Genomic DNA, 22,946 nt, shown 5'->3' with positions numbered 1-22,946 from the left:
TTAGGGGAGAAGGAAGAGTGAATGGGAGATACTTCTTCATTAATAACCGTTTTTTTATGCATTGCACTACTAATATTTTGGCGTCGTTATCGCTCCATGTATAAGCCAATAAAGGGATCGGGAAAACGTATTTTATGGCCATTACTATTTTTAACACCAGGTATTGTATGGTTTTTAGGTCCCGTACATCCAGCTGTACTACAAGTGGCTATAGCAGCATTTATTGGGATTCTTTTCTCTGTACCACTTATAGCACTAACAAATTATGAGCGAAGAGATGATGGGAATATTTATACGAAAAAAAGTGCAGCTTTTTTAATTACTTTTATTGCACTTGTCGTTTTAAGATATGGTTCAAGACAATTTATCGTTGATTTAGATCAACAAACGATTGGTTTATTATTTTACGTTGTTGCTGTCTCGTATATTATTCCATGGAGAATTGCTTGTTATATAAAGTTTAGGAAAGTTTGGCGGGAAAATAATAATCATGCTATATGAAAACTTCTCATTTGAGAAGTTTTTTTATTTTTATAGGTAAGCAAAACAAGTTGTTGAAGGGCAGGCTGTCATAGAATATGATACATATTATAATGAGGAAAAGTTGAGGGGATAAAAATGCGTACAATTTTACTTTTTCTAAACAACATGTCCATCGATAAAATAGAGAACATTAGACATAAACATGATCCTTTATTTGGATTAATTCCACCGCATATAACAATCGTATTCCCGTTTAAGAGTAATATTTCAAATGATGAATTAAAATCTCATATTTTTAATGTATCAAAAGGGGGAGGCAAAATTGAAATTGAGTTTGCAAATCGTATCACTAGCGTAGGAAACTATTTGTTTTTAGAAGTTGATAGAGGAAGAAAACAAATAGAAGAACTACATGATAGGCTGTATACAGGACCTTTATTACAATTTTTGAAAGAAGACATTCCGTACATCCCGCATGTAACAGTCGGAAGAAAAGAAAGTGCCAAATTAGCTGCTGAAGTAGTGAAGGAGATTCCTAGTTTTCATGGGAAGTTAAATTGTGTGATTGATAGAATAAGCGTGGAGCGAATTGAAGAGAACGGGGAATCAATTATTGAATTTGAAGTGCCATTTTTAAAAAGCTGACAAAAGTCAGCTTTTTATTTCGTAGCATGAAGTAATGCACCAATTGCACCGCTATTACCACCATCTTGTAAAAAGATTGGTGTTTTATTTTGATATTCGGTGTAGCTACTTATAATATGTTGAAGTTGTACGTTATTACATAAAGTCGAACCAATATAAATAATATGTTTAATGTTTTTTGTTTCAGCGAATTGAAGGCTTAATGCAGTAACGACTTCACCGACAAGTCCTTGTATAGTAGCAAGTATGTCTGAGCTATTATATTTCGATTCTGAAATAGCGGCTTTACCAAAATTGCTAGCAGTTAAGCTATTATCAATAGGTGAGAGAATACCACCATAAATATCTCCAACCGTAATATCTAGTTCTTTTCTAGATCCTACTTTTGTTAGAGGAATTACATCTTCAAAATGATCTATATTTGTTAACAATTTTGAAAGTCCCATAATAGTCCCACCGCCAACTCCGGTTCCACCAGCGCGAATATATTGTTCATTATAAACATAATGGATAGAAGTACCTGTACCGATATTGGTTAAAATAAAATTGTTTATAGTGTGTTTTTCTTCTTTTAATATGTATTGGACACCTGCAAGAGTAGATTCAAATTCGTTTAGCTCTATTATTTTATATGAACCTGTAAGCAGATGCTGTAATAGTTTCGATTTACCACCCGTAATACATATTTGTTTTATGCCATTGTTGTTTTTAATCCAATCTATTATTTTATGTTGTTCATGTGAATAAAATTTTTCAAAAGTTAATAGCTTTTTTTCGTTAAAATAAGCTATTTTCGTTAATGTGCCTCCAGCATCGATACCGATAGTACGTTCCATTTTCCTGCTCCTAACTACGTAATATGTTTTCCTATTTACTTAATTGGTTGAGAATAGATATTTCCAACTGATATAAGGAACACTTTAATCTGCTTGATATATTAATAGTTTTTCTATAGTTACAATAGGCTGGTCGTTTACAGTTGCAATACCTTTACCAAGAATAAAACCTCGGCGATTGCGCGTTAGCTCATAATGTAAATCAAGTTTATCACCGGGATATGCTTTTCCGTGGAATTCAACTCCATCTAAAGAGGAGAGAAATCCTAGTCCTTCAGAATCACTTGTATGTACAAATGCACTAAGCTGGGCAAGTGATTCTACAATTAACATATGAGGCATATGTTTTTGACTATCATTTATAAACCATTCGTTATTTGTAATGAGTTTATATCCTGTAACGGATTCACCTTGTTTTACATTTGTTACTTTATCAATCATTAAAAATGGATAACGATGGGGAAGCGTGTCTTTAATATGCATATGAAAGTACCTCCAATTAATAATACCCCTGCTAAAGTTAAGCAGGGGAGTGGGAACTAATTTTTAACTAATTCATCTACTTTTTCAAGGACGAAAATGCCGCTATTTCTAATATTTTCAACAACTTGTTGCAACACTTCTTTATCTTGAACGAGTGCAATACGTACGAAGCCTTCTCCATGAGGTCCAAATGCATGACCAGGTGTAACAACGACATTCGCACGATCCATTAATGCATAAGCGAAGTCTAGAGAAGTCCATCCTTGTGGAATTTCAGCCCAGACAAACATACTACCAGCTGGCTTATCGACATTCCAGCCAAATGTTCGGAATCCATCGACTAAAGTATCTCTCCGTTCTTGATAAATATCGCGGTTTTTCTCACAAAATGCAGCGCCATTTCTTAGTGCTACAGATGCCGCTTTTTGAATTGGTAAAAATACACCGTAATCGGTATTAGATTTAAATTGAGTAAGTGCACGAACAATTTCTTCGTTTCCAATCATATATCCAATACGGCTACCTGCTAAACTATAACTTTTTGACAAAGAATTGATTTCTACACCAACTTCTTTAGCACCAGGTACAGAGAGAAAGCTAATTGGCTTATTACCATCGAAATAAAATTCAGCATAAGCAAAATCATGGACAACGATAATATTATGCTTTTTCGCGAATGCGATTACTTCTTTAAAGAAATCTTCATGAGCCATTGCTGGAACGGGATTCCCTGGGAAGTTTAAAATCATCATCTTCGCTTGATCGGCAATTTCTTCAGGGATGACTTCTAAGTCTGGTAAGAAATCATTCTCTTTCTTTAAAGGCATGTAGTAAGATGTTGCACCAGCCATTTGAATACCTGTTTCATAAGCTGTATATCCTGGATCAGGAACTAATATAATATCACCTGGATTTGCATAAACCATAGGTAAATGAACGAGCCCGTCTTGTGAACCCATTAATAATAAAACTTCTTTATCCGCATTTAATAAAACGTTATGAGTGTTGTTGTAATATTCAGTTACAGCTTCGTGAAATTCTTGAATACCTGATAATGTATACCCATAGCTCTCTTTTTCACTCGCTGTATGTACCATTGTTTCTCTTACAAAATCAGCGGGCGGCATATCAGGATTTCCGATGCTCAAATCAATCATGTTATGACCTGCTGCAATTTTTTCTTTTTTATAGGCTCCTAATTCACTAAATATAGAAGATTGGAATGCTTTCATTCTAGTTGCTAACGTGTAAGTCATCAAAACCCCTCCTAAAAACAGTGCTTTCATTCTGCGTTTTTAATTATTCTGAAAACACATGTTTACATTTTATCATTTTTTTATGAAAATTAAAACGATTGACAAATTTAGAGGGAGGATTAGCCTATTTTGAAAAGTAACGATGTAAATAGCGTAGATATATTAATTGAAATGTGTATTATATGATTCATTTTATATAACTTAAGGTATTTTCTAGCTTTTATTAAGTATATTTCTCATGTTTTGAATGAAAAAGAATACGAAAACAAGGACTATTTTTGCGGACGATTTCTAAAGTGAAATAACGCAGAAAATATTTTCTGCGTCTCCTCTGAAATGTAATCATTTCTTTTTATATGTGCATAATTTTTCGGCTGTCAAAAAGTATACATTTAATGTACCGTCGGCAACTTTTAAAGTTTGGTCCGATGTAAATGAATTACCATAATCAATGTGATATACATTAGAATTTTTGACAAATGAGCCTTTATATAAATCGTCTTTATTCTTTGTTGTTTGCATTTCTACTAAATTTTGCACAATTTCCTCTTTATTTTCTTTTTTGACAACTGTTTCAAATTTATAATATACAGGGCATTCACCTTTTTTATTGTCAACGACTTCCCAAGAACCGTATATATCGTTATTGCTGCATCCACTAAGTAGGATGATTAGTATAGGAATTGTAAGTAGAACCTTTTTCATTTTGTGCTCCTTTCTTTTAAATTTGAATAAACGTGCGAATACGATAGGGATATTATAATAAATAAAGTTTAAATTTTTTTAAAGAATTATTTAATTTCATATAAAAATTTAGGAGAAATTAAATAAGCATGAATCTAGTGTAAAGTCAGATTCATGCTAGTACTATAGCCTATGTTATGTCTTTTTTGAGGATAAATAAAGAGGAAAGCAGAATCACTATTCCATTTAATATATATACGCTTGCGGTCATAAAGGCTAACGTACCTGCGCCAAATCCTGCTTTATCGAATATAGAAGCAAATGTTGCGATAGTCAAAAAGATAATGGGAGTCAGTAGTAAAAATATGAAACCTGCCACGATTCTTTTTTTAAAACTATGTCCAGATAAGGAAATGGCTAAAAAGTTTAGGATGCTAAACAGAGCAATTGCAAAGAGCAGGACAATAAATACTTCGATGCCATCAGACATTTTACCACTCCTTTTATAAAGAGTACTTTTTATAATCTATTCGAAATAAAAGGGGGATACTCCTTTAGGTAATTTCAATAAACGTAATAAATAGGCGTATTATAAAACAAAGAAGTATGGATTCAATATTAGACCCATACTTCTTTGTTTATTTTATAAATTTGCAGATTGCGAATGCTGTTTTTCATAATGTTTCTGCTTAGAAAGGGAAATAGAAATAATCAATAATGAAACGACTCCAAAGATGAGAACCATATATTGTAACCCAATTGTATCTAAGAAGAAGCCTGTGCCAAGTAAGACGATTTGGAACATAACCCTCTCAAACATATTACGGAATGAGAAGAGGCGACCGTGATAACTTTTTTCCACTTTCGTTTGGAAAATCGTCGACATAATAGGGAAGAAGCAGCCAACACTAAACCCAAACAAACCAAATGATGTAAGAGCCATCCATTTTATATCGCTAAAGAACAATGACAGATGTGCAAAAGCAGTACAAACTGCGAAGAAATATAGTAATTTTTCAGGTTTGAAATGATCAGATAGACGTTTAATTACGAAGGCACCTAACATAAATGCGACACCTTCAATTGTATATATGAACCCTTTAATCGTAGGATCATGTTGCATTTCGCTAATGTTAATAACCATTAAATTAAACCCAGCTATAAATAATAGAGGGATGATACTTAATATAAGTGCTGTAAAAGCAATAGGAATTCCTTTTAAAATACGAAATACTTCCATAAAGCTATTATCTTTTGCAGCTTGTTTACTTGGTGTTGTTGATTTCTTGTCTTCGAATTGTAGGAAGAAAGTCGAGAGGAATAATAAGGCGTATGCTGCCATTGAGAAGGCATACATGTACTGTAAACTCATCACAACTAAAAGAATTCCACCTAGTGAAGTGCCTGCAATACGAGCAATTGTACCAACATTCATATGTACACCGTTCATTTGTAATAACTCATGCTCACGTACGATGAGTGGAATTACAGATTGTAATGCAGGGAAATAAAATGCTGCTGAAATTTGAAGAGCAACCATAAATGCGATCATAAATGCGATACTTTCAAATTGAATAGCAAAAAACATGAAAATAACACTTAAAACTCGACCAAACCCAGCGTAAAGAAGAACTTTTTTCTTTTCATACTGATCGATGACACGGCCAGCCATAGGTCCAACTAGAACACCGGCTAATAGTCCGATAAATAATATAACTGATTTCATGAAATCAGAAGGGACATATTTTTGCATAAATTCAAGGTTGCCAAGAATACCAAGCCATAATCCTAGACCTGCAATAAACTCCCCAATTAGAACAATCCAAACGTTTTTATTACGCCACATAACATAAAACCTCTCCGTCTTTTAAAAATGAAAAACTCGTATATAAAACCTCCTTATTTATGCACTATTTTCATACGAACTTTTTTAGAGTCAGAGTCTATATTACGTGTTTCATAATTGGATTTCAATCTTTTTGATTTGTCAAAAATTTGATGTGTTAATTGATGAAATAAGTGAATCAAAACGTAAAAAATTTATGATTAAAGCTAATAGAAAGTAAGGATACATATAAAAAAGCAAGAACGTATAACTACGCCTCGCTTTTCTCAAGTACAAAATTAAATATTAGATTCACTTAGCAACATTTACGCTCTTGTCCAATAGCTAAAGCGCTAAAAGATAGTGGGCCAACAACTTCTGCACTTGCACCACTAGTAAGGTTTTCAACAGTTAATGAATATTCGTGTGTTCCACTGCTAACGTTTTGATCTATAGCTTGAAATGTTTGTACGTAGAATTGTTCAGAATCTGTAGATTCAATACCTACTTGTGCATTAAAAATTTCAATGTTATCACGGAAAATTCGGAATAAAACTTGTGAAGTCTCAGTTATACCTTCTACACCAATTGTAGCGATTAATTCTACTCGATTATTACGTGAATCTCTACTTGAAATTCTCAATTTCAAATTTGCTAAAATTGCTTTATTTGGAGAAGCTGGGATTGCAAAAGTTGTTTCACCAGTTTTACTTATAGGCTGAGTAGCTTGGTAATCAATGATATGAGTCATATTCTTCACCTCCTCATATACTAGAATATGAAAATAGTGAAGAATTAGCTTGGACAAATACTGGATTATTTAATAGAGTCAACAATAATTATTGAAAAGAAGAAATTCACATAAAAGCATTAAGAATATATCACAATAAGATGATATTTTTCTTAATGCTTTTTGTAATTAAGCAGAATATTCTTCTTTACGTACTTCAAAAAATTCATTACGTCGCAAGTAATTATAAATTTTCTCTGAAACCTCTTCTTCTTCAGACACTAAGAAACGATGATCAAAAGCGTAGAAAGATTGACCTTTAATTAATTTTACGTAATACATATTAAACGCCTCCTGACACTAGATTATTACTTGCTTCATATTATGATGGCCTATATGTCTGCTAAAAATACTTGGAGTTTCAAAGGGGATAAGTAAAGGGATAAAAGAGCTTACAATTCTGTAAGGTTTATGTCACCTTTTTCGATAGTTTGTATTTACCAATTTCTTCTATAATGCAAATAGGTTACATAAAATAAGGGGGTAAAAAGATGGATGAAATACTTGGAGAAGTTGTAGCTGGTATTTGTGAATTTGTAGTGGAAGTAACAGCAGATGCTATAGGAAATTTAGTTTCTGGAAATGATGAGGAAAAAGAAACATTATAATAATTTGTAAAAGAATAAAGTTGATCAAATTATAAAGGCTGATTTCTAAAGGGAAATCAGCTTTTTTATTTTTCACATTATATTAACTTAATTTGAATATTCATTTGTTATCATATTTAAGAAGCCTATATAAGGAGGTGAATAAACAAATATGTCGAATTCAGGGCCTGATTTATCTGTTTCTCGTTTGATTGTGGTAAATATAGAGGAAAAAGAATATCATTTTATTGTTCGTGAACATCCGATTGTAGGGAAATTTATATCGCTATTTGAAAATGGGAAAGAATACGGTTTAATAGATAAACAAATCGCTAATAAAGATAAATTTATTACATCGGAGCTTACTAAGTTAGATTATTTTAATATAGATGTTTTATATCTTACACCTGGGTGGATATGGATTGGTATGGATCAATTTGGTTTACATGCTCGTGAGGCTACTTATAACGAAGTAGATGTTATTATGAAGTTGAAAGAGGATTTATATTATATAGATATATACGAAGAAATAAAAATGTAGTAAATATTTATTCAGGTTAGGGGGGAAGTTCCCATAGCCTTTTTTTTGTTTAATAATAAAATGCAAAATTATATTATTTTAATGAAAGGTAAATATGATAAGAAGTGAGATGAAAAGAGGATTTGAAAATACATTAAGAGAATTGTAATAATTATATGAGTCGTATATGTAAATAACAATAGAAAGAAGATGATAATATGAGTAAAGAAGAGCTTGTGAAAAAACAGTTTGGCAGCAATGCAGATAAATATGTAAATAGTAAAATACATGCTAAAGGACTGGATTTACAATATGTAGTTCAACAAGTTGAGTCTCGTCATAATAATCGTCTTCTTGATGTTGCTACTGGTGGCGGGCATGTGGCAAATATGTTAGCACCTATGTTTGAAGAAGTAGTTGCACTTGATTTAACAGAACAGATGTTAGAAAAAGCAAAAGTTTTTATAAAGCAGAATGGTCATGAAAATGTATCTTTTGTAGCAGGAAATGCAGAGAATTTACCATTTGCAGACCATTTTTTTGATACAATTACATGCCGGATTGCAGCCCATCATTTTACGAGTCCGGCTCAATTTATTTATGAAGTAAATCGTACGTTGGAGGATAATGGATTATTCATCTTAATAGATAATGTTTCGCCAGAAAATAATGAATATGATACATTTTATAATTTTATAGAAAAAAAGCGTGACCCAAGTCATGAACGAGCTCTAAAAAAGACAGAATGGCTTACTTTATTAGAAAAAAATGGTTTGCAAATGCAGTCATGTCTTACTTTTGATAAGAAGTTTGATTTTGACTGGTGGTGTAATATGATGGATGTCCCTTTACAAAAGCGTGAAAAATTAACAGAATGTATGATGAAAGCACCAAACGAAATGAAGGAATATTTTAATATTCAATTTAAAAATAATAAAGTAGAATCGTTCTATACTGAAATGGCTATGTTTATATGTAAAAAAAGTATAACGTTAAAAAGATAAATGTGTTGCAGTCTTTCTGAAGTACGATATACTTAGTACAGAGAAACTGAGAATTGAGGAATAGTTATAATGATTCGTGTACGCATTGAAGGTACTGAGGAAGAAATGCTTGAATTTATGGGGGAAATGCCAGACATTCCTGGATTTGAAAAGACACATATGAGAGAGCCGAGAAAAGGAAATAACCCGAAATACGATTCAAGTAAAAATGTACTTGCATATTTGTCTTATAAAAAGATTGAAGTCGCCAATAAATAGGCGGCTTTTTTAGTTTGCGCTGTTTCACCGCCTTGTCTTTTTCACATAATAATAATAGTAGATTATGCTGAAGAGGGGTGAGAATAGTTAATAAGAAAATTATCTTTTTTGGAGACTTTGGTATTGATGACGCCGTAGCGTTAATTTATGCAAATAAAACATGTAAATTAGATATTCTAGGTATTGTTGCTGAGTACGGGAATGTATCACGAGATATCGTTACGGAAAATGTTTATTTTTTAGAAAGGTACTATGCTACACAAGTGAAAATTATTGAAGGTGCGAGTAGACCGATGACAGCTGAAGAGCCTTTGTTTTTCCCTGAAATCCACGGGGATCACGGTTTAGGTCCTATTATTCCACCTGAGATGAGAATTTGTAAACGAGAAAATTTTTGTGAATTAATCAAATTAATCGAACCTTGTCCAGAAGATATTATAATTGTGGCGACAGGGAGACTAACGACGCTTGCTACGTTATTTTTATTGTATCCAAATATAATGGATCGTATTTGTTCGTATTATATAATGGGCGGCGCTTTCCTATTTCCAGGTAATGTTACACCAGTATCTGAAGCGAATTTTTATGGTGATCCAATTGCAGCAAATATTGTTATGAAATATGCGAAAAACGCTAGCATATACCCGTTAAATGTAACACAGGGCGCGCTTATAACACCTGAAATGGCCAATATAATAGATAAACAAGGAACTGGACAGGCGAAACTCATTAAACCAATGATTGATTTTTATTATGAGAACTTTTATAAAAAAGAATATCCGGGTATTGGTGGGAGTCCTATACACGATTTATTACCGTTTATCTCGTTTATAAATGAAAGTATTTTCGAATATAAAAAATCGGCAGTGTGGATTAGTACGACAAATGATGTGACTAGGGGCCAAAGTGTAGCAGACTTTAGAAAAATAGCTGAGCCAACAAGGTTTGATAATCGGCCGATTCAAAGAATTGCTGTTGGTTTTAACTATGCAGCTTTTAAAGAAGAGTTTATGCGAACAATATTGAAGCCAGATTGTCCTTAATGTGTGTAATAACAAGTCGGATAAATCGTTAGTTCAAAAAAAGGTTTAATCTGTGTGTATTATTCTCAAAAATCTTAAAGTTGAACAACATGAATAACTTATGAAAAATGTCACATAACTAATGGTAAGCAATTGTTTCTAATTATATTTTGATTGGTGAAATGCAAAGGAGGTTATTATATGATTTGGTCTTTAATCGTCGGTGGTATATTAGGATGGCTTGCGAGCTTAATTACTGGAAAGGACGTACCTGGTGGTGTAATTGGTAATATTATTGCTGGTATTATCGGTTCTTGGGTTGGTTCGAAATTACTTGGTAGTTTTGGTCCAGTCATTGGCGGATATGCAATTATTCCAGCTTTAATCGGTGCGATCATCTTAATTTTCATCGTAAGCTTCTTATTACGAGCAATGCGAAAATGAATGTAAGGACTGTTTACATTTGTAAGCAGTCCTTTTTATATGTTATGCTAGTATTATACAATCAGGAGGTGTCAGCATTGAAAACATTCACAGTAAATTTCCATCAAGAAGATAATGCTAAAGCGACAACAGTACATAAATTAAGTGAAGAGGACTTTAACAAAGCAACAGAAAAAGGCACTCGTCATCTATTTGATTTAGATACAAACGTTGGATTCTTCGTATTCTTTGACGCAGAAGATGCAGAAGGAAACGATCAATACTTAATGTTACAATACGAAGGTGATCATGAAGAGCCAACTGCGTGCTACGGATTTGATTTAAAACTATACTATCAATTTTTAGCACTGTACTTAAACGATCTTGAGTTCCAAGGTGAAACAGATGAGGAAGAGGAAGAATACGGTCCAATTCATCATTTAGCGCATTTACTTTATCATATTGTTGAAGATGGTAAATCAATCGAAGTGTAATATACATATTTGAAGCTGCCCTTTTTGGGCAGCTTTTTTATATGACATTGGAATGGTGTACTGTGAGCTAAATAAAGTGAAACTTTAATCAGTGGGGGGTGTTCATCCCCACTGATTATCAGCCCTCACCAATCGGGCTTTTACGGACAGCAGAGCCCCCACCTAACTTCTTTGTTTCCGCTGAATTTTGAGGTGGGGATCTTACTGCCCGGCAAATAGCGGGATAAATTAATAATAGAAATCTATTTATTACTTTCATGTTAGCATCGTAAAACACCTGTTATAATGATTGTAATTAAATTCATGGAGGCTAATTCTATGCTTGTAGATGTAAAAGCTTTTATTAAAGCTGCAGGTTTAACATGTATTTCATCATTAAGTGGAGATAACACGTTTGCTTATAATTTTGAAACTGTAAAAAATACTATCGCTACATTTTTTAAGAAGCTAAGATTTACCGTATAATTTTATTTCAATCAGTAGGAAAAGAGTAATCACTTCCTACTGGTTTTTTTCTGTTTCAAGGAGCTGTTGTGAGAGCATGTTTTAAGTTATAGATAGAGGATATTATCATTGAGAAGAGAAGGTTTAAATAAGGAGATGAAAATGGTTTCGTTTATCAAGAGGTAGTTACTTCGGATATAACAGACTTGGTTACTTTTTAGAAACAGCTTTTGTAATATATTTTGTACAAGCTTTTGGAGAGAGTGAAGCACTGACTTTTTGGAACAAACATAATTTGAAAAGTAATGTAATGGGTTGGTTAACGAAATGAATAAGATGCAATAGGGGGTAAAAATGATGAAAATATATTTAAAAATAGTTATGTTATTTTTGGTGTTTACATGTATGTTTGCGCTAGTCGCATGTAAAGGGACAGACGAAAAAAAGGAAACAAATCCAACCTCGGAAAATAATAAAAATGAACAAAGTAATTTTTCAGAAGAACAGAAAAATCCTGAAGCAAAACCAAGCAATGAAAAAACAACAAAACCATCGCCTGACCCAGATTCGAAAAATAGAACACTTAATCAAAAATCAATTAACCACGTTAAAGATTTGTTTGAACTCGCAAAAGAAGGAAAAGTACCTAATGTACCATTTGGAGCCCATACAGGGGATATTGAAGAAATTGAAAAAGCGTGGGGGAAAGCAAATAAAACCGAATATGCAGGGAACGGAATGTACGCAACTTTTACAAATAAAAATATTGTTTTCGGATTTAATAAAGGGTCACAAGTTTTTGATGTACGCTCATATCATGCAGAACTAAAATTGATTACATTACAAGAAATTGAAAAAGCATTAGGAAAACCATCTTCAGTTAAAGAGAATGGTGAAGATAAAATATATGTATACAAAGTAAATAACCAGTATGAGCTGAAATTTGTCATTCCAAAATCGACTGGTAAGGTAGATCATATTTCTGTATTTTCACCAGAGGATAGTATTAATAAAATGGCAGGATAAGAAATTAAGTGATTTCAAAAACACCTCACTTTCCTTAAGTGAGGTGTTTTTAGTTGTAAATAAGGAACGTCTCCTGCCATATAAAACATACTTTCATACGCGAAATACTTCACTTTTGTTTTTTAATATTCATCCAACAAGAAATATTGATCTACTGAAAAAGTAGTAACCTATAAATTATGTGTAGGCTGGTTCATGATTTTTTTACGTTCTAAATTTTGAACAAACAGTGCTTGAACAATACCTCCAATTAATAAGAAACTAGCACAAATATAAAACAGCATACTTCCATTTAACTTACTTAATAAAACTGCACCAATAACTGGTCCGCACGTTCGAGATATATCCCAGTGTATACCGTAAATTGAAAAATATAAACCACGTTTATTGTGAGGTGCAATTTCTGAAACGAATCGTAACAAGTGGTTTAGAGCAATACTTTCTCCAATGACTAAAAAGAGTAAGGTGAAGAATAACGACAATATCGTCGTTGAATAACTAAAGCCAACTGCAGCTATTGTATAGCAGGCGTAAGAAATAAGGATGATTTTCGCCATAGAAAATCGTTCAGACCATTTTACGAGGAAGATTTGTAGTATGATTTCCAAAATGGCTTTGCATGTTGAAATAAATGCGAGTATGAATACGAGATTAGGAAATACATGTTCTGCAAAAATACGATAATTCGTCTCAGTTTGTGCATAAAAAAAGCTAATAGGAAGTGTAGAAACCATAAGACCGAATATGGCATAATGTTTAAAAATAAATTGCTTTGGTGAACTTGCCTCAACTGTTTGTTTCGACTTACTCATAGGTGGAACGGTTTCTGGGAGCTGGGTCCAAACAACAACGGCATATATCGTAAGGGTTACACTTTGCACGATAAATAAATATTCTGGGTGAGTATTATAAAAACATGCACCGATTAAAGGGCCGACTACGGATCCAATTGCTCCCATCGTTTGTAGGAGAGCAAAAATTTCTGCTTGCTGCTCTTGTTTTGTTAAATCAGCAATTTGTGCACGCTGAGCTGGAATGTATAAGGAACGGCCAATACCATTAATGACATATAACAGTGCAAATATAAAAACAGATTGAGCGAAAACGAAACTGCCGATTGCAACACCTTGTAGTAATAATCCGAGTAACATAATCTTTTTTCGGCCATATTTATCAGTAATTCCTCCAGCAATAGGTGTAAATAAAATGTCTGAAAGTGGCTGTAATCCGAAAATTAGCATAGTTATTATTACATTGCCGTTTAACATTTTATTGACGTAAATAATCATAATGAGAGCTAACATAGATTCAGTCGTTCGGGTTAATAATTCACCACACAATCTAATAAAAATAGGTTTATTGTAACGAAGTAAGAGATAATTCAATATTAATTCCTCCTTTCTATATTGAAATGATAAGATGAAAGGAGAGTTGGAAAAAGGGTAGAGACTATAGGGAGGATTTTTCACCTTTTAGGGGGAGTATGATGTTTATTTTAGATCAATACATTGAACTATGGATTGCTTATGGAAAAGGAAAAAAAGAGGGAGAACGATTGGAAGTAACAGTGCAAAATATATCTGGTACATTATTTTGTACAGAGCGCAATAGTAAATTAATTATAAAAAAATTAGATGAGTTAAATTGGATCAAGTGGTTTCCAGGTCGCGGCAGAGGAAATCGGTCTAAGTTAATATTTCAAAAGCACCCGATGTCTTTAATTTTAGATAGAGGAAAAGAAATAACGAAAAAAGGGGATGTGAAAAGCGGAAGTATATTTGTGGAACGCTATAGCTCACATTTTCCATCAGTAAAGGGAGAATATCATTCCTGGGTGGATTCAATATTTGGTCATAAGGTTGAAATGACATCTGAAGGGAGAAGAGATGTACTCCGGTTGCAAGTACAAATGAATTTAGATATCACATTAGATCCTGTATACGCTACAATGCGTTCAGAATGCCATATGGTAAAACATATATTCGACACACTCGTGTATGTAGACGGTAATACAAACATTATAGAGCCAAGACTTGCATTTCACTGGGAATATAATGACGCTGAAAAAATATGGACGTTTTACTTACGAAAAGGAGTTCACTTTCATAATGGAAAACAACTTACTGCACATGATGTTATATACTCGTTGAATCGATTTATGAAGCTGGAAAATAATGCACACGCATGGATGTTACAACACGTTGAAAATATCCGTTCAGTGGATGACTACGTTTTCGAAATTCAATTACATACGGAAAATCGAATGTTTTTACATATGCTAAGTGCAGAACAGTGTTCTATCGTGAATGAAGATGAAGCAGGAGAGCTAATTGGAACAGGGCCTTTTCAATTATATAAAAGTAATGAAAATCTGTTCATTTTAGAAGGACATCCTTTATATTTTCGTGAAAGACCTTTTTTAGATCGTATTGAGTTGTGGAATGTAGAACAAGGTGTAAGTACATACGATGTTTTAGTAAAGGCGCAGTATAAAGATAAAGAAAAACATAATAAAGAATTGTCTCGGCTTGAGTCGAACGTGACATATATAACATGTAATCTTACGAAAGAAGGACCAATGCAAGATGCGTTATTTCGGAAAGCGTTATATAACATCATTCATGGTTATACAATCGTTCAAGAACTCGGCGGAGAACGTGGAGAAGTGGCAAAAAAACTAATATTAGCAGGTGAAAGCATTGTAGAGATTGAGGAAGATGTAGAAAGTTTAATTAAAAGGAGTACTTATCATAATGAAGTGCTACAACTCTACACATTTACAGGACGAGATCATGTTGAAGATGCACAGTGGATACAAAAAGAGTGTGCGAAATACGGGATTCGTGTAGAAAATAATTTTCTTGATATAGAAGAGCTATTGGAAGTAAGTACGATACAAAAGGCCGATATGATGCATGATAGTGCTACAATTAGTGAACGAATAGAAGATAGTCTATTATATATGTTTCTTACAAAAAATAGTTTTATTCATGGACAAAGCAGCATGGACTTTCATGAAAAGTTGTCTCCTTATTTTAGACAAGAAGAATTAGAGAAAAGAGTTACACTGTTACGCGATATCGAGGATACTTTGTTACGTCAAATTCATATTATTCCTTTATATCGTAATAAACAAGAGGTAAGTACACATGAAAAAGTTCAAAATATAATGATTAATTCACAAGGTTGGATTGATTTTTATAATATTTGGTTTAAGTCTTGATATATAAGGGCTTTTGCACATTTTCATAAGGTGTGTAAGAGCCTTTTTTGTATGTAGGAATAGGTTTGTTTTACACATTGTTACGCTACTTGTGATAAAAGTCTATTTACAGCGTAACAGTGTTATGTTACATTGTTATCAGGAAGGAGTGTTATACAGTTGAGTACAGATTTAATTTCAAAAAAAGATTTATTAGAACTAACTGGTATTTCATACGGACAGTTATATAGGTGGAAAAGAAAAAATTTAATTCCGGAAGATTGGTTTGTACGAAAATCAACGTTTACAGGTCAAGAGACATTTTTTCCGAAAGAAAAGATATTAGAGCGTATCGATAAAATCCAAACGATGAAAGAGGATTTATCACTTGATGAACTAGCGAACATGTTTTCGCCGAGTGTGAGAGAAATTCTTTTAACAAAGGAAGACATTTTATGCAAGGGGATTGCATCAGAACCAGTTTTACAATTTTTCATAGAACAAACGAATAAAAGAGCAGAGTTTCAATTTGTAGATATTCTTTATGTGTACATGTTAGAAGAATTACTACAATCAGGAGAGATTAGTTTAGAAGAAGGAAAAATGGTCTTGCAAGTTTTACGTGAAAATTATGAAGCAATTAAACATAAAACTTGTGACTTAATTATTGTCCGAAAGTTAGGTATTTCTACATGTTTATTGGTTTCAAACGTGGACGATTTAATTTTTGAAAAAGGCACCAAAATCGTTTTACGCGAAGCGATTATGAAATATACCGAAGCATTAAAAACTAAATTGTTGTAGTGGAGGAGAAAGTATGCGTACAGATAATTTGATTATAAATGGTTACGGTTCATCGAATGGTGGCGAGTTTCATAAAGTGCAATTAAACGGAAAAGGAACTGTGAATGGAAATGTTGAATGTGAGCAATTTGAATGTAACGGTTACGGTGCAGTTACTGGCGATTTGAAAAGTAGCAGTGCACGAATTAGCGGATCTGGTAAAGTTGATGGCACAGTTCATGCTGAAACGATGCGAATTGATGGAAAAGCAACAATTACGCAAAATGTAAAAGCAAACAGTTTAAAAATTGCAGGAAAAGGTACGATAGGTGGAAATGTCACTGGTGAAGAATTTAAAGTCAATGGTCAAGCTACAATTGACGGTAATTGTGAAGTGGATACTTTTTCTTCAGAAGGACAATTTACAATCGGTGGTTTATTAAGCGCAGATGAAATTAATATAAATATTCACGGTACATGTCGAGCGAAAGAAATTGGTGGTCAAACGATTAAAGTAAGACATAGATCAGGTACATTTAGTAGGCTATTTAAAACAGTATTTGGCTTGCAGTTAGAAGCTGAACTATTAGAAGGTGACAATATCGATATTGATTATGCTCACATAAGAACGGTAAGAGGAAACAATGTTACAGTAGGAGCAAACTGTGAGATTGAACTGATTGAATATACCGGTGTTCTTACTGTTGATAAAAATGCAAATGTAAAAGAAATTAAGCAGGTTTAACGAAAGGGAGAAATCAGTATGGAACATCCACATAGTCTCACAGTAAATGGTTCTGGTAATTCAGCAGGCGGAGATTATAATAAAGTGAAGATTCGCGGTGAAGGAACAATTACGAATGATATGAGTTGCAATGAGTTTAAAACGTACGGAACGAGTGATGTACGCGGTAATGTGAAAGTGAAAAACTATGTCGTGTATGGAGATAACGAAGTACAAGGAAATGTAGATGCGAAATATGTAAAAGTATATGGTAATACACAAATTCATGGTGATGCTCATATTGAAAAAACAAAAGTTAGAGGTATGATAAATATTGAAGGAAAGTTTTCAGGTGATTTCGTAGATGTAAAAGGTGCTTTAAATGTAAAGGGAGATATTGAAGTAGAAGATTTATCATTAACTGGTGGTCTTGAAAGTGATGGATTACTTAATGCTGAAAATATTCAAATCTCACTTCGTTATGAAGGCAGTAAGGTAAGAGAAATTGGTGGTAAAAAAATTACCGTTCGTAAAAAAGCGAGATTTATTCCTTTTACTAGTCATGCTGGAAACCTCCAAACTTCAATTGTTGAAGGAGATGATATCTATTTAGAACATACGATTGCTGAAGTTGTAAGAGGCAACAACGTCACAATTGGTCCTGGATGTGAAATTAGTGTTGTAGAATATCATACTAGTTTTAATCAAAAAGGTAATGCAGTCGTAAAAGAACATAAACAAATATAAGTAGTATGAGGGAGAGCAAGAGATATGGTTGAGAAGAATAATAAGCTCGGCTTTGTTGTGGCGGGCTTATTGCTAGGTATTTTAATGGCATCGATGGATAATACCATTGTTGTAACGGCGATGGGAACAATCGTTGGTGACTTAGGAGGCCTCGAAAACTTTGTATGGGTCGTTTCTGCCTATATGGTCGCAGAAATGGCAGGCATGCCGATTTTCGGTAAGCTATCAGATATGTATGGTAGAAAGAGATTCTTTATTTTCGGTTTAATCGTCTTTATGATTGGTTCGGCACTTTGTGGTACTGCTGAAAATATTACACAGTTAGGTATTTATCGTGCTATTCAAGGTATTGGCGGCGGGGCATTAGTGCCGATCGCGTTTACTATCGTTTTTGATATTTTTCCACCTGAAAAACGCGGGAAAATGGGTGGTTTATTCGGAGCTGTATTTGGATTATCTAGTATTTTCGGGCCATTACTTGGCGCATATATTACCGATTACATTAGCTGGCACTGGGTATTTTATATTAACTTACCACTTGGCGTTTTAGCACTTATTTTTATTACATTCTTTTATAAAGAATCACGCGTTCATAGAAAGCAAAAGATTGATTGGTTTGGCGCAATTACTTTAGTTGGTGCAGTAGTTTCTTTAATGTTTGCGCTTGAACTAGGCGGACAAAAATATGATTGGGATTCTAATTTCATTTTAAGCTTATTTGGTGGATTCGCTATTTTAATGATCGCATTCATTTTTATTGAACGAAAAGTAGAAGAACCAATCATTTCATTTGAGATGTTTAAGCAGCGCTTATTCGGAATGAGTACAATTATTGCTTTATGTTACGGTGCTGCATTTATGTCAGCAACTGTGTACATTCCGTTATTTATTCAAGGTGTATACGGTGGTACCGCAACAAACTCAGGATTATTACTTTTACCGATGATGTTAGGATCAGTCGTAACAGCGCAGTTAGGTGGATTTTTAACGACTAAGCTGAGCTACCGAAACATTATGATTATTTCTGCTGTTATTATGTTAATCGGATTATTCTTATTAAGTACATTAACGCCAGAAACAAGTCGTGCATTATTAACGGTTTATATGATTATTATCGGATTTGGAGTAGGTTTCTCATTCTCTGTACTAAGTATGGCTTCAATTCATAACTTCGGTATGGAACAGCGTGGATCTGCAACTTCAACGAGTAACTTCATTCGTTCATTAGGAATGACACTAGGTATTACAATCTTCGGAATGATCCAAAGAACAGGTTTCCAAGATCAATTAGAAGAAGCATTTAAAGGGATGAGCGGGGGAATGAATACAAAATTAGGGGATTCAAGAGCCATTTTATCAGAATCGGCAAGATCTCAAATCCCTCCGCAAATATTAGATAAGATTATTGACGCTCTTTCTAGTTCAATTGTTCAAACATTCATGTGGGCATTGGTACCAGCTGGATTAGCATTCATATTCATTTTCTTTATGGGAAATGAGCGTATGGTAATTAAGAAAGAACAAATGAATAAAAAGAGTGAAACATCAAAAGCGTAATGAAAAAGCTCCTTTCCAATTGGAAAGGAGCTTTTTCGTATGTACGGTGTTAGATTAGCCTTCGATAATTTCGTATTCTTCGTCTGCAAGTAATAAAATTTGCGTTTTCTTGCCTTTGTTTTGAACTTCGATTACATCGTATGCGCCTAAGTCTCTTACTTTGCTTTGAGAAGCGTTAACCATAACTTCAATAGAATCAATTAAGATATCTTCTTCAATATATGATTCAGGCAATGCCATATCTTCAGTATCTAATACACACGCATATAGATTTTGTAAATTTTCAGTAGTTGGGTTTTGTTCCTCAACATCAATGATATTTTTTACTGCATCCATATTTTCTTCTTTTGCTTGGTACACTTTAATTTTAGCCATAATTTTAATCTCCTTTATAACGTAATCGTAGAGGCTACACCTCATTATAACGTTTTTTTTATGAAAGATGAAATTGTTATATGTATTTATAGTAAAAATTATGTGTCCTTACTCAAAATTGGTGTAATTTCCATATAAATGTACGAGTAGGTAACGATAATGTTACGTTAAAGTTATATTGTCCAAACTTTTCTTATTTTCTTCTCATATATATGTAGTAGCAATTCTATATAGAGAAGGGATGGAGTGTAAGTGGGTTGTGAACCGAGAGTTTCTAGAGATTTTGTTCAAGTACCTGAACTGGTAGGTTTTCGATTACTTTTATCACATCCAGCTGGAGACCCTTTAAACTACGGATTATTATTTATTAATTTTCCTGATACGATTTTTATTTTTATATTGGCATCAAACGGATACCTTTCCATTTCGAACTGTTTAAAAATAGAGGGCGGAACTGGTGATGCCGAAATAGAAGAGATAAAAAAATGATAGAGGATGACGTTAACACGTACAAATCAGTTGTTAAATTGACTAAAGTATATAAGAACGGTGAGACGGAATCTTTTATTTATAAAAATGAGTTATAATACATGTATTTAAATGCACCCTCAAACTATTGTTGAGGGTTGTTACATAATTAATTATGTTGGTCCTTCAAACCGTTTGTTAACGGGTAAGAAATATATTTATTGTTGACTTATTTTATATGTTGATCATTTCATAGTTAGTAGATGTTATAATCATTTTATGTTTACTGATATTTTATAAATATTCGAAGTTTTAATTTAATAGTCAATTGCTTTTATGATGAACAGGTGGGTATGTATATGAATACGAATTATGGAGCGCTCATGAAAATGTTAAGAGTAGTTGATTCTAAAGAAGGCGGGAATGTAAATGATATATGAAGCGAATATACATACAAGAAAAAAACTAGTTTCTATGTTTGAGGATTTCAATAACGTTGTTTTACTTTCTTATTTACAAGGGCATATGGGTACTGCTTGGGTAAATGACCTTGAAAATCCAAAAGTAGCACAAGTTACGGTAGGGATTTTTACATTTTACGCTGGAGACCCAAATACGAAAGAAACAGAAGAGTTATTACGTAATATTCCAGAAAGAATTTTAGTTATCGTAAATAGTGAAGAGTGGAAACAACGCTTAGAAACATTCCATGAAAGAAAAATAGATAAGTTTTTACGTTATAAATTCAAACGAAATCCAGAAGTTTTTAATCGTTCAAAATTACAATCTTTTATATCAGCACTTCCAAAAGAATATGAGTTAAGAAGAATAGATGAGCATATCGCAAATAGCCCCAAATTACATAAGATATCTGAAGATTTTACAAGTCAATTTCATTCGATAGAAGATTATATAAACCGTGGTATAGGTTATAGCATTTTATATAATGGAGAAGTTGTATGCGGTGCATCCTCCTATAGTATTTATAATGATGGGATTGAAATTGAAGTTGCGACTGATCACAATCATAGAAGAGAGGGCTTGGCAACTGTAGTTAGTGCAGCTATTATATTGGATTGCTTAGAAAATGGAAAGTATCCAAACTGGGACGCAGCGAATACTACATCTGCTAAACTAGCAGAAAAGTTAGGATATGAATTTGATAAGGCATATGATACTTATTTTGTAGATAATAGATGAGTGAAGGAGTTACATACTAAAAAATACATGCGCCCTAGTACGTAAGTCTAGGGCGCATGTATTAGTTGGTAAATATCTTCATGACAATTTTATCACATTTTATCTTTTGAATGTTTGGAATTAAAGATATTTATGTGACTTTTTGAAAAAATAAAAGAGCAGTTAGCAAAAGCCAACTGCTCTTCTCCAAGGGGGAATGGAGAAATACAATCATGTTACCTATAGTATTGACAGAACATTGAGTTTTAATCAGCCATTTATAAAAGGAGAGATAAAATATCTTTGATTAATCCTTAGCTCCGATTAGGAGTACTGATAGAAAAACGATTGAGAATATATTTTTTTATTACATTTACAATTTGAAGAGTAGAACGTGTTTATCGTAATTCTCCAAACACCAATTATATTTTTTTAGAATAATTGGATGGACTGCTTCTTTCGTAGTATTGACTTCAGTATATCCATATTTCTTATAAAAGTTTTCTAATTCCTCAAAAGGAAGACAATATACATTTTGTATTTGTGATTTTTTTGCAGTTTCTACTAAAAATAAAACAAGCTCACCAGCTAATTGTAGCCCTCTAAATTGAGGCAGAATAAAAATTCCGCCCATTTCTAAAGTATCTTCATCTATTTGGACTAATCGGCCAACGCCTGCATACTCGTTGTTATATGTAATAATTGCAACTTTATCTCTCTTTAAATCACTCCGTACAAATCCTATTGAGTCATATTGGTTATTAATCCATTCTAAATCGTTAGATGTGGCCAATTGAATACTCATATACATCCTCCTTCGGAATACTAGCGCTCTCTTCATTATATAGAACATAAGATACTATATTAAAAGAACCTTGAGATAGCACATTTGTTTAAGTTATTAGTTAAAAGTGTGGGATTGCTGGCATTGAAATGATGGCTTCACCAAACATAGGATAATAATCTTGTGAATTTAGTGTTACATAGTCAAAATAAAAATTAGTTTATGTGTTCGGTAACGCACGATTGTTTAAGTGTAGAGAAAATCATAGGGTTATTTTAATTAGTAGCTACTGTATTCATTGAAGCTATTAAGGAAATGTGGTAATCGCCAGCCCTAGTGATACAAAT

27 protein-coding genes and 2 pseudogenes are annotated in these 22,946 nt (G+C 33.1%); 18 read left to right on the top strand and 11 right to left on the bottom strand.

Annotated features, from left to right (window positions below; translation table 11 throughout):
- The first annotated feature begins 21 nt into the window (after positions 1 to 21).
- Together DN407_RS14145 and DN407_RS14140 are read left to right on the top strand one after the other, a co-directional pair.
- Positions 22 to 501 carry a CcdC family protein gene (locus DN407_RS14145; protein ID WP_000502975.1) on the top strand — a complete coding sequence of 160 codons (480 nt, stop codon included), beginning with the start codon at positions 22 to 24 and terminating at the stop codon, positions 499 to 501.
- A gap of 117 nt (positions 502 to 618) precedes the next feature.
- A complete protein-coding gene (locus DN407_RS14140; protein ID WP_044584563.1) occupies positions 619 to 1,128 on the top strand; it encodes a 2'-5' RNA ligase family protein in 510 nt (169 codons plus the stop codon).
- A gap of 14 nt (positions 1,129 to 1,142) precedes the next feature.
- On the opposite strand, the gene coaW is transcribed toward DN407_RS14140, so the two are convergent.
- The 8 genes from coaW to DN407_RS14100 form a co-directional block, all read right to left on the bottom strand.
- On the bottom strand, positions 1,143 to 1,964 hold the full coding sequence (gene coaW / locus DN407_RS14135; RefSeq protein ID WP_000442493.1) for a type II pantothenate kinase: 822 nt from the start codon (positions 1,962 to 1,964) through the stop codon (positions 1,143 to 1,145).
- A gap of 84 nt (positions 1,965 to 2,048) precedes the next feature.
- On the bottom strand, positions 2,049 to 2,447 hold the full coding sequence (locus tag DN407_RS14130) for a 3-hydroxyacyl-ACP dehydratase FabZ family protein (protein ID WP_000547659.1): 399 nt from the start codon (positions 2,445 to 2,447) through the stop codon (positions 2,049 to 2,051).
- A 56-nt stretch (positions 2,448 to 2,503) separates the two neighbouring features.
- Positions 2,504 to 3,703: an LL-diaminopimelate aminotransferase gene (locus DN407_RS14125; RefSeq protein ID WP_000222700.1), complete on the bottom strand. Its 1,200-nt coding sequence runs from the start codon at positions 3,701 to 3,703 to the stop codon at positions 2,504 to 2,506.
- Between the two features lie 342 nt (positions 3,704 to 4,045).
- The gene (locus DN407_RS14120; RefSeq protein WP_000757017.1) at positions 4,046 to 4,408 is read right to left on the bottom strand and encodes a hypothetical protein; all 363 of its coding nucleotides are present in this window, start codon (positions 4,406 to 4,408) and stop codon (positions 4,046 to 4,048) included.
- 169 nt (positions 4,409 to 4,577) lie between these two features.
- Positions 4,578 to 4,877, bottom strand: coding sequence for a hypothetical protein (locus DN407_RS14115; protein ID WP_001279464.1), 300 nt, complete (start codon positions 4,875 to 4,877; stop codon positions 4,578 to 4,580).
- A gap of 153 nt (positions 4,878 to 5,030) precedes the next feature.
- Complete coding sequence (locus DN407_RS14110) at positions 5,031 to 6,233, bottom strand: MFS transporter (protein WP_000269261.1); 1,203 nt, start codon at positions 6,231 to 6,233, stop codon at positions 5,031 to 5,033.
- 295 nt (positions 6,234 to 6,528) lie between these two features.
- Positions 6,529 to 6,963, bottom strand: coding sequence for an exosporium protein ExsC (gene exsC / locus DN407_RS14105; RefSeq protein WP_000148797.1), 435 nt, complete (start codon positions 6,961 to 6,963; stop codon positions 6,529 to 6,531).
- Positions 6,964 to 7,131: 168 nt separating this feature from the next.
- Entirely contained in the window at positions 7,132 to 7,284 is a 153-nt protein-coding gene (locus DN407_RS14100) for a YqbF domain-containing protein (protein WP_000291905.1), read from the bottom strand.
- 477 nt (positions 7,285 to 7,761) lie between these two features.
- On the opposite strand from DN407_RS14100, the gene DN407_RS14095 reads away from it, so the two are divergent.
- The 9 genes and pseudogenes from DN407_RS14095 (at position 7,762) to DN407_RS14055 (ending at position 12,780) form a co-directional block, all read left to right on the top strand.
- Positions 7,762 to 8,130: a hypothetical protein gene (locus DN407_RS14095; RefSeq protein ID WP_000071478.1), complete on the top strand. Its 369-nt coding sequence runs from the start codon at positions 7,762 to 7,764 to the stop codon at positions 8,128 to 8,130.
- 197 nt (positions 8,131 to 8,327) lie between these two features.
- A complete protein-coding gene (locus DN407_RS14090) occupies positions 8,328 to 9,113 on the top strand; it encodes a class I SAM-dependent methyltransferase (protein WP_000031303.1) in 786 nt (261 codons plus the stop codon).
- A 69-nt stretch (positions 9,114 to 9,182) separates the two neighbouring features.
- A complete protein-coding gene (locus DN407_RS14085; protein WP_149216390.1) occupies positions 9,183 to 9,371 on the top strand; it encodes a DUF3970 family protein in 189 nt (62 codons plus the stop codon).
- A gap of 77 nt (positions 9,372 to 9,448) precedes the next feature.
- Complete coding sequence (locus DN407_RS14080) at positions 9,449 to 10,414, top strand: nucleoside hydrolase (RefSeq protein WP_149216389.1); 966 nt, start codon at positions 9,449 to 9,451, stop codon at positions 10,412 to 10,414.
- Between the two features lie 180 nt (positions 10,415 to 10,594).
- Entirely contained in the window at positions 10,595 to 10,837 is a 243-nt protein-coding gene (locus DN407_RS14075) for a GlsB/YeaQ/YmgE family stress response membrane protein (protein WP_000638306.1), read from the top strand.
- 77 nt (positions 10,838 to 10,914) lie between these two features.
- The gene (locus DN407_RS14070; RefSeq protein WP_000847587.1) at positions 10,915 to 11,310 is read left to right on the top strand and encodes a hypothetical protein; all 396 of its coding nucleotides are present in this window, start codon (positions 10,915 to 10,917) and stop codon (positions 11,308 to 11,310) included.
- 318 nt (positions 11,311 to 11,628) lie between these two features.
- On the top strand, positions 11,629 to 11,775 hold the full coding sequence (locus tag DN407_RS14065) for a hypothetical protein (protein ID WP_000959548.1): 147 nt from the start codon (positions 11,629 to 11,631) through the stop codon (positions 11,773 to 11,775).
- A 139-nt stretch (positions 11,776 to 11,914) separates the two neighbouring features.
- Positions 11,915 to 12,085: pseudogene (locus DN407_RS14060) on the top strand (aminopeptidase); the annotation flags it as partial.
- A 23-nt stretch (positions 12,086 to 12,108) separates the two neighbouring features.
- Positions 12,109 to 12,780: a YjgB family protein gene (locus tag DN407_RS14055; protein ID WP_002098287.1), complete on the top strand. Its 672-nt coding sequence runs from the start codon at positions 12,109 to 12,111 to the stop codon at positions 12,778 to 12,780.
- A gap of 170 nt (positions 12,781 to 12,950) precedes the next feature.
- Here DN407_RS14055 and DN407_RS14050 read toward each other — a convergent pair whose 3' ends face one another.
- Positions 12,951 to 14,165: an MDR family MFS transporter gene (locus DN407_RS14050; protein ID WP_149216388.1), complete on the bottom strand. Its 1,215-nt coding sequence runs from the start codon at positions 14,163 to 14,165 to the stop codon at positions 12,951 to 12,953.
- A 101-nt stretch (positions 14,166 to 14,266) separates the two neighbouring features.
- On the opposite strand from DN407_RS14050, the gene DN407_RS14045 reads away from it, so the two are divergent.
- The 5 genes from DN407_RS14045 to DN407_RS14025 all read left to right on the top strand — a co-directional run bounded on the left by DN407_RS14045 (position 14,267) and on the right by DN407_RS14025 (position 19,793).
- Positions 14,267 to 16,003: an ABC transporter substrate-binding protein gene (locus DN407_RS14045; RefSeq protein WP_000470207.1), complete on the top strand. Its 1,737-nt coding sequence runs from the start codon at positions 14,267 to 14,269 to the stop codon at positions 16,001 to 16,003.
- 159 nt (positions 16,004 to 16,162) lie between these two features.
- Positions 16,163 to 16,786 (top strand): YhbD family protein, encoded by a 624-nt coding sequence (locus tag DN407_RS14040; protein WP_000102238.1) that lies wholly within the window; start codon positions 16,163 to 16,165, stop codon positions 16,784 to 16,786.
- 13 nt (positions 16,787 to 16,799) lie between these two features.
- Entirely contained in the window at positions 16,800 to 17,510 is a 711-nt protein-coding gene (locus DN407_RS14035; RefSeq protein WP_001258384.1) for a bactofilin family protein, read from the top strand.
- An 18-nt stretch (positions 17,511 to 17,528) separates the two neighbouring features.
- Entirely contained in the window at positions 17,529 to 18,236 is a 708-nt protein-coding gene (locus tag DN407_RS14030) for a polymer-forming cytoskeletal protein (protein ID WP_149216387.1), read from the top strand.
- Between the two features lie 24 nt (positions 18,237 to 18,260).
- Positions 18,261 to 19,793, top strand: coding sequence for an MDR family MFS transporter (locus DN407_RS14025; RefSeq protein ID WP_097797026.1), 1,533 nt, complete (start codon positions 18,261 to 18,263; stop codon positions 19,791 to 19,793).
- A gap of 54 nt (positions 19,794 to 19,847) precedes the next feature.
- Here the strand turns inward: DN407_RS14025 and DN407_RS14020 are convergent, their stop codons facing one another.
- A complete protein-coding gene (locus DN407_RS14020) occupies positions 19,848 to 20,168 on the bottom strand; it encodes a hypothetical protein (protein WP_001062731.1) in 321 nt (106 codons plus the stop codon).
- Positions 20,169 to 20,429: 261 nt separating this feature from the next.
- On the opposite strand from DN407_RS14020, the pseudogene DN407_RS14015 reads away from it, so the two are divergent.
- Both DN407_RS14015 and DN407_RS14010 read left to right on the top strand, forming a co-directional pair.
- Positions 20,430 to 20,755: pseudogene (locus tag DN407_RS14015) on the top strand (BC_2878 family exosporium-associated protein); the annotation flags it as partial.
- A gap of 310 nt (positions 20,756 to 21,065) precedes the next feature.
- Positions 21,066 to 21,836: a GNAT family N-acetyltransferase gene (locus tag DN407_RS14010; RefSeq protein WP_097797025.1), complete on the top strand. Its 771-nt coding sequence runs from the start codon at positions 21,066 to 21,068 to the stop codon at positions 21,834 to 21,836.
- A gap of 352 nt (positions 21,837 to 22,188) precedes the next feature.
- On the opposite strand, the gene DN407_RS14005 is transcribed toward DN407_RS14010, so the two are convergent.
- On the bottom strand, positions 22,189 to 22,620 hold the full coding sequence (locus tag DN407_RS14005; RefSeq protein ID WP_000027150.1) for a GNAT family N-acetyltransferase: 432 nt from the start codon (positions 22,618 to 22,620) through the stop codon (positions 22,189 to 22,191).
- Between the last annotated feature and the right edge of the window lie 326 nt (positions 22,621 to 22,946).

It is taken from the genome of Bacillus sp. JAS24-2 (genome assembly GCF_008274905.1).
Lineage (GTDB): Bacteria > Bacillota > Bacilli > Bacillales > Bacillaceae_G > Bacillus_A > Bacillus_A cereus.
The sequence above is the reverse complement of the archived record's forward strand: the minus strand, read 5'-3'. Positions and strand labels throughout refer to the sequence as shown.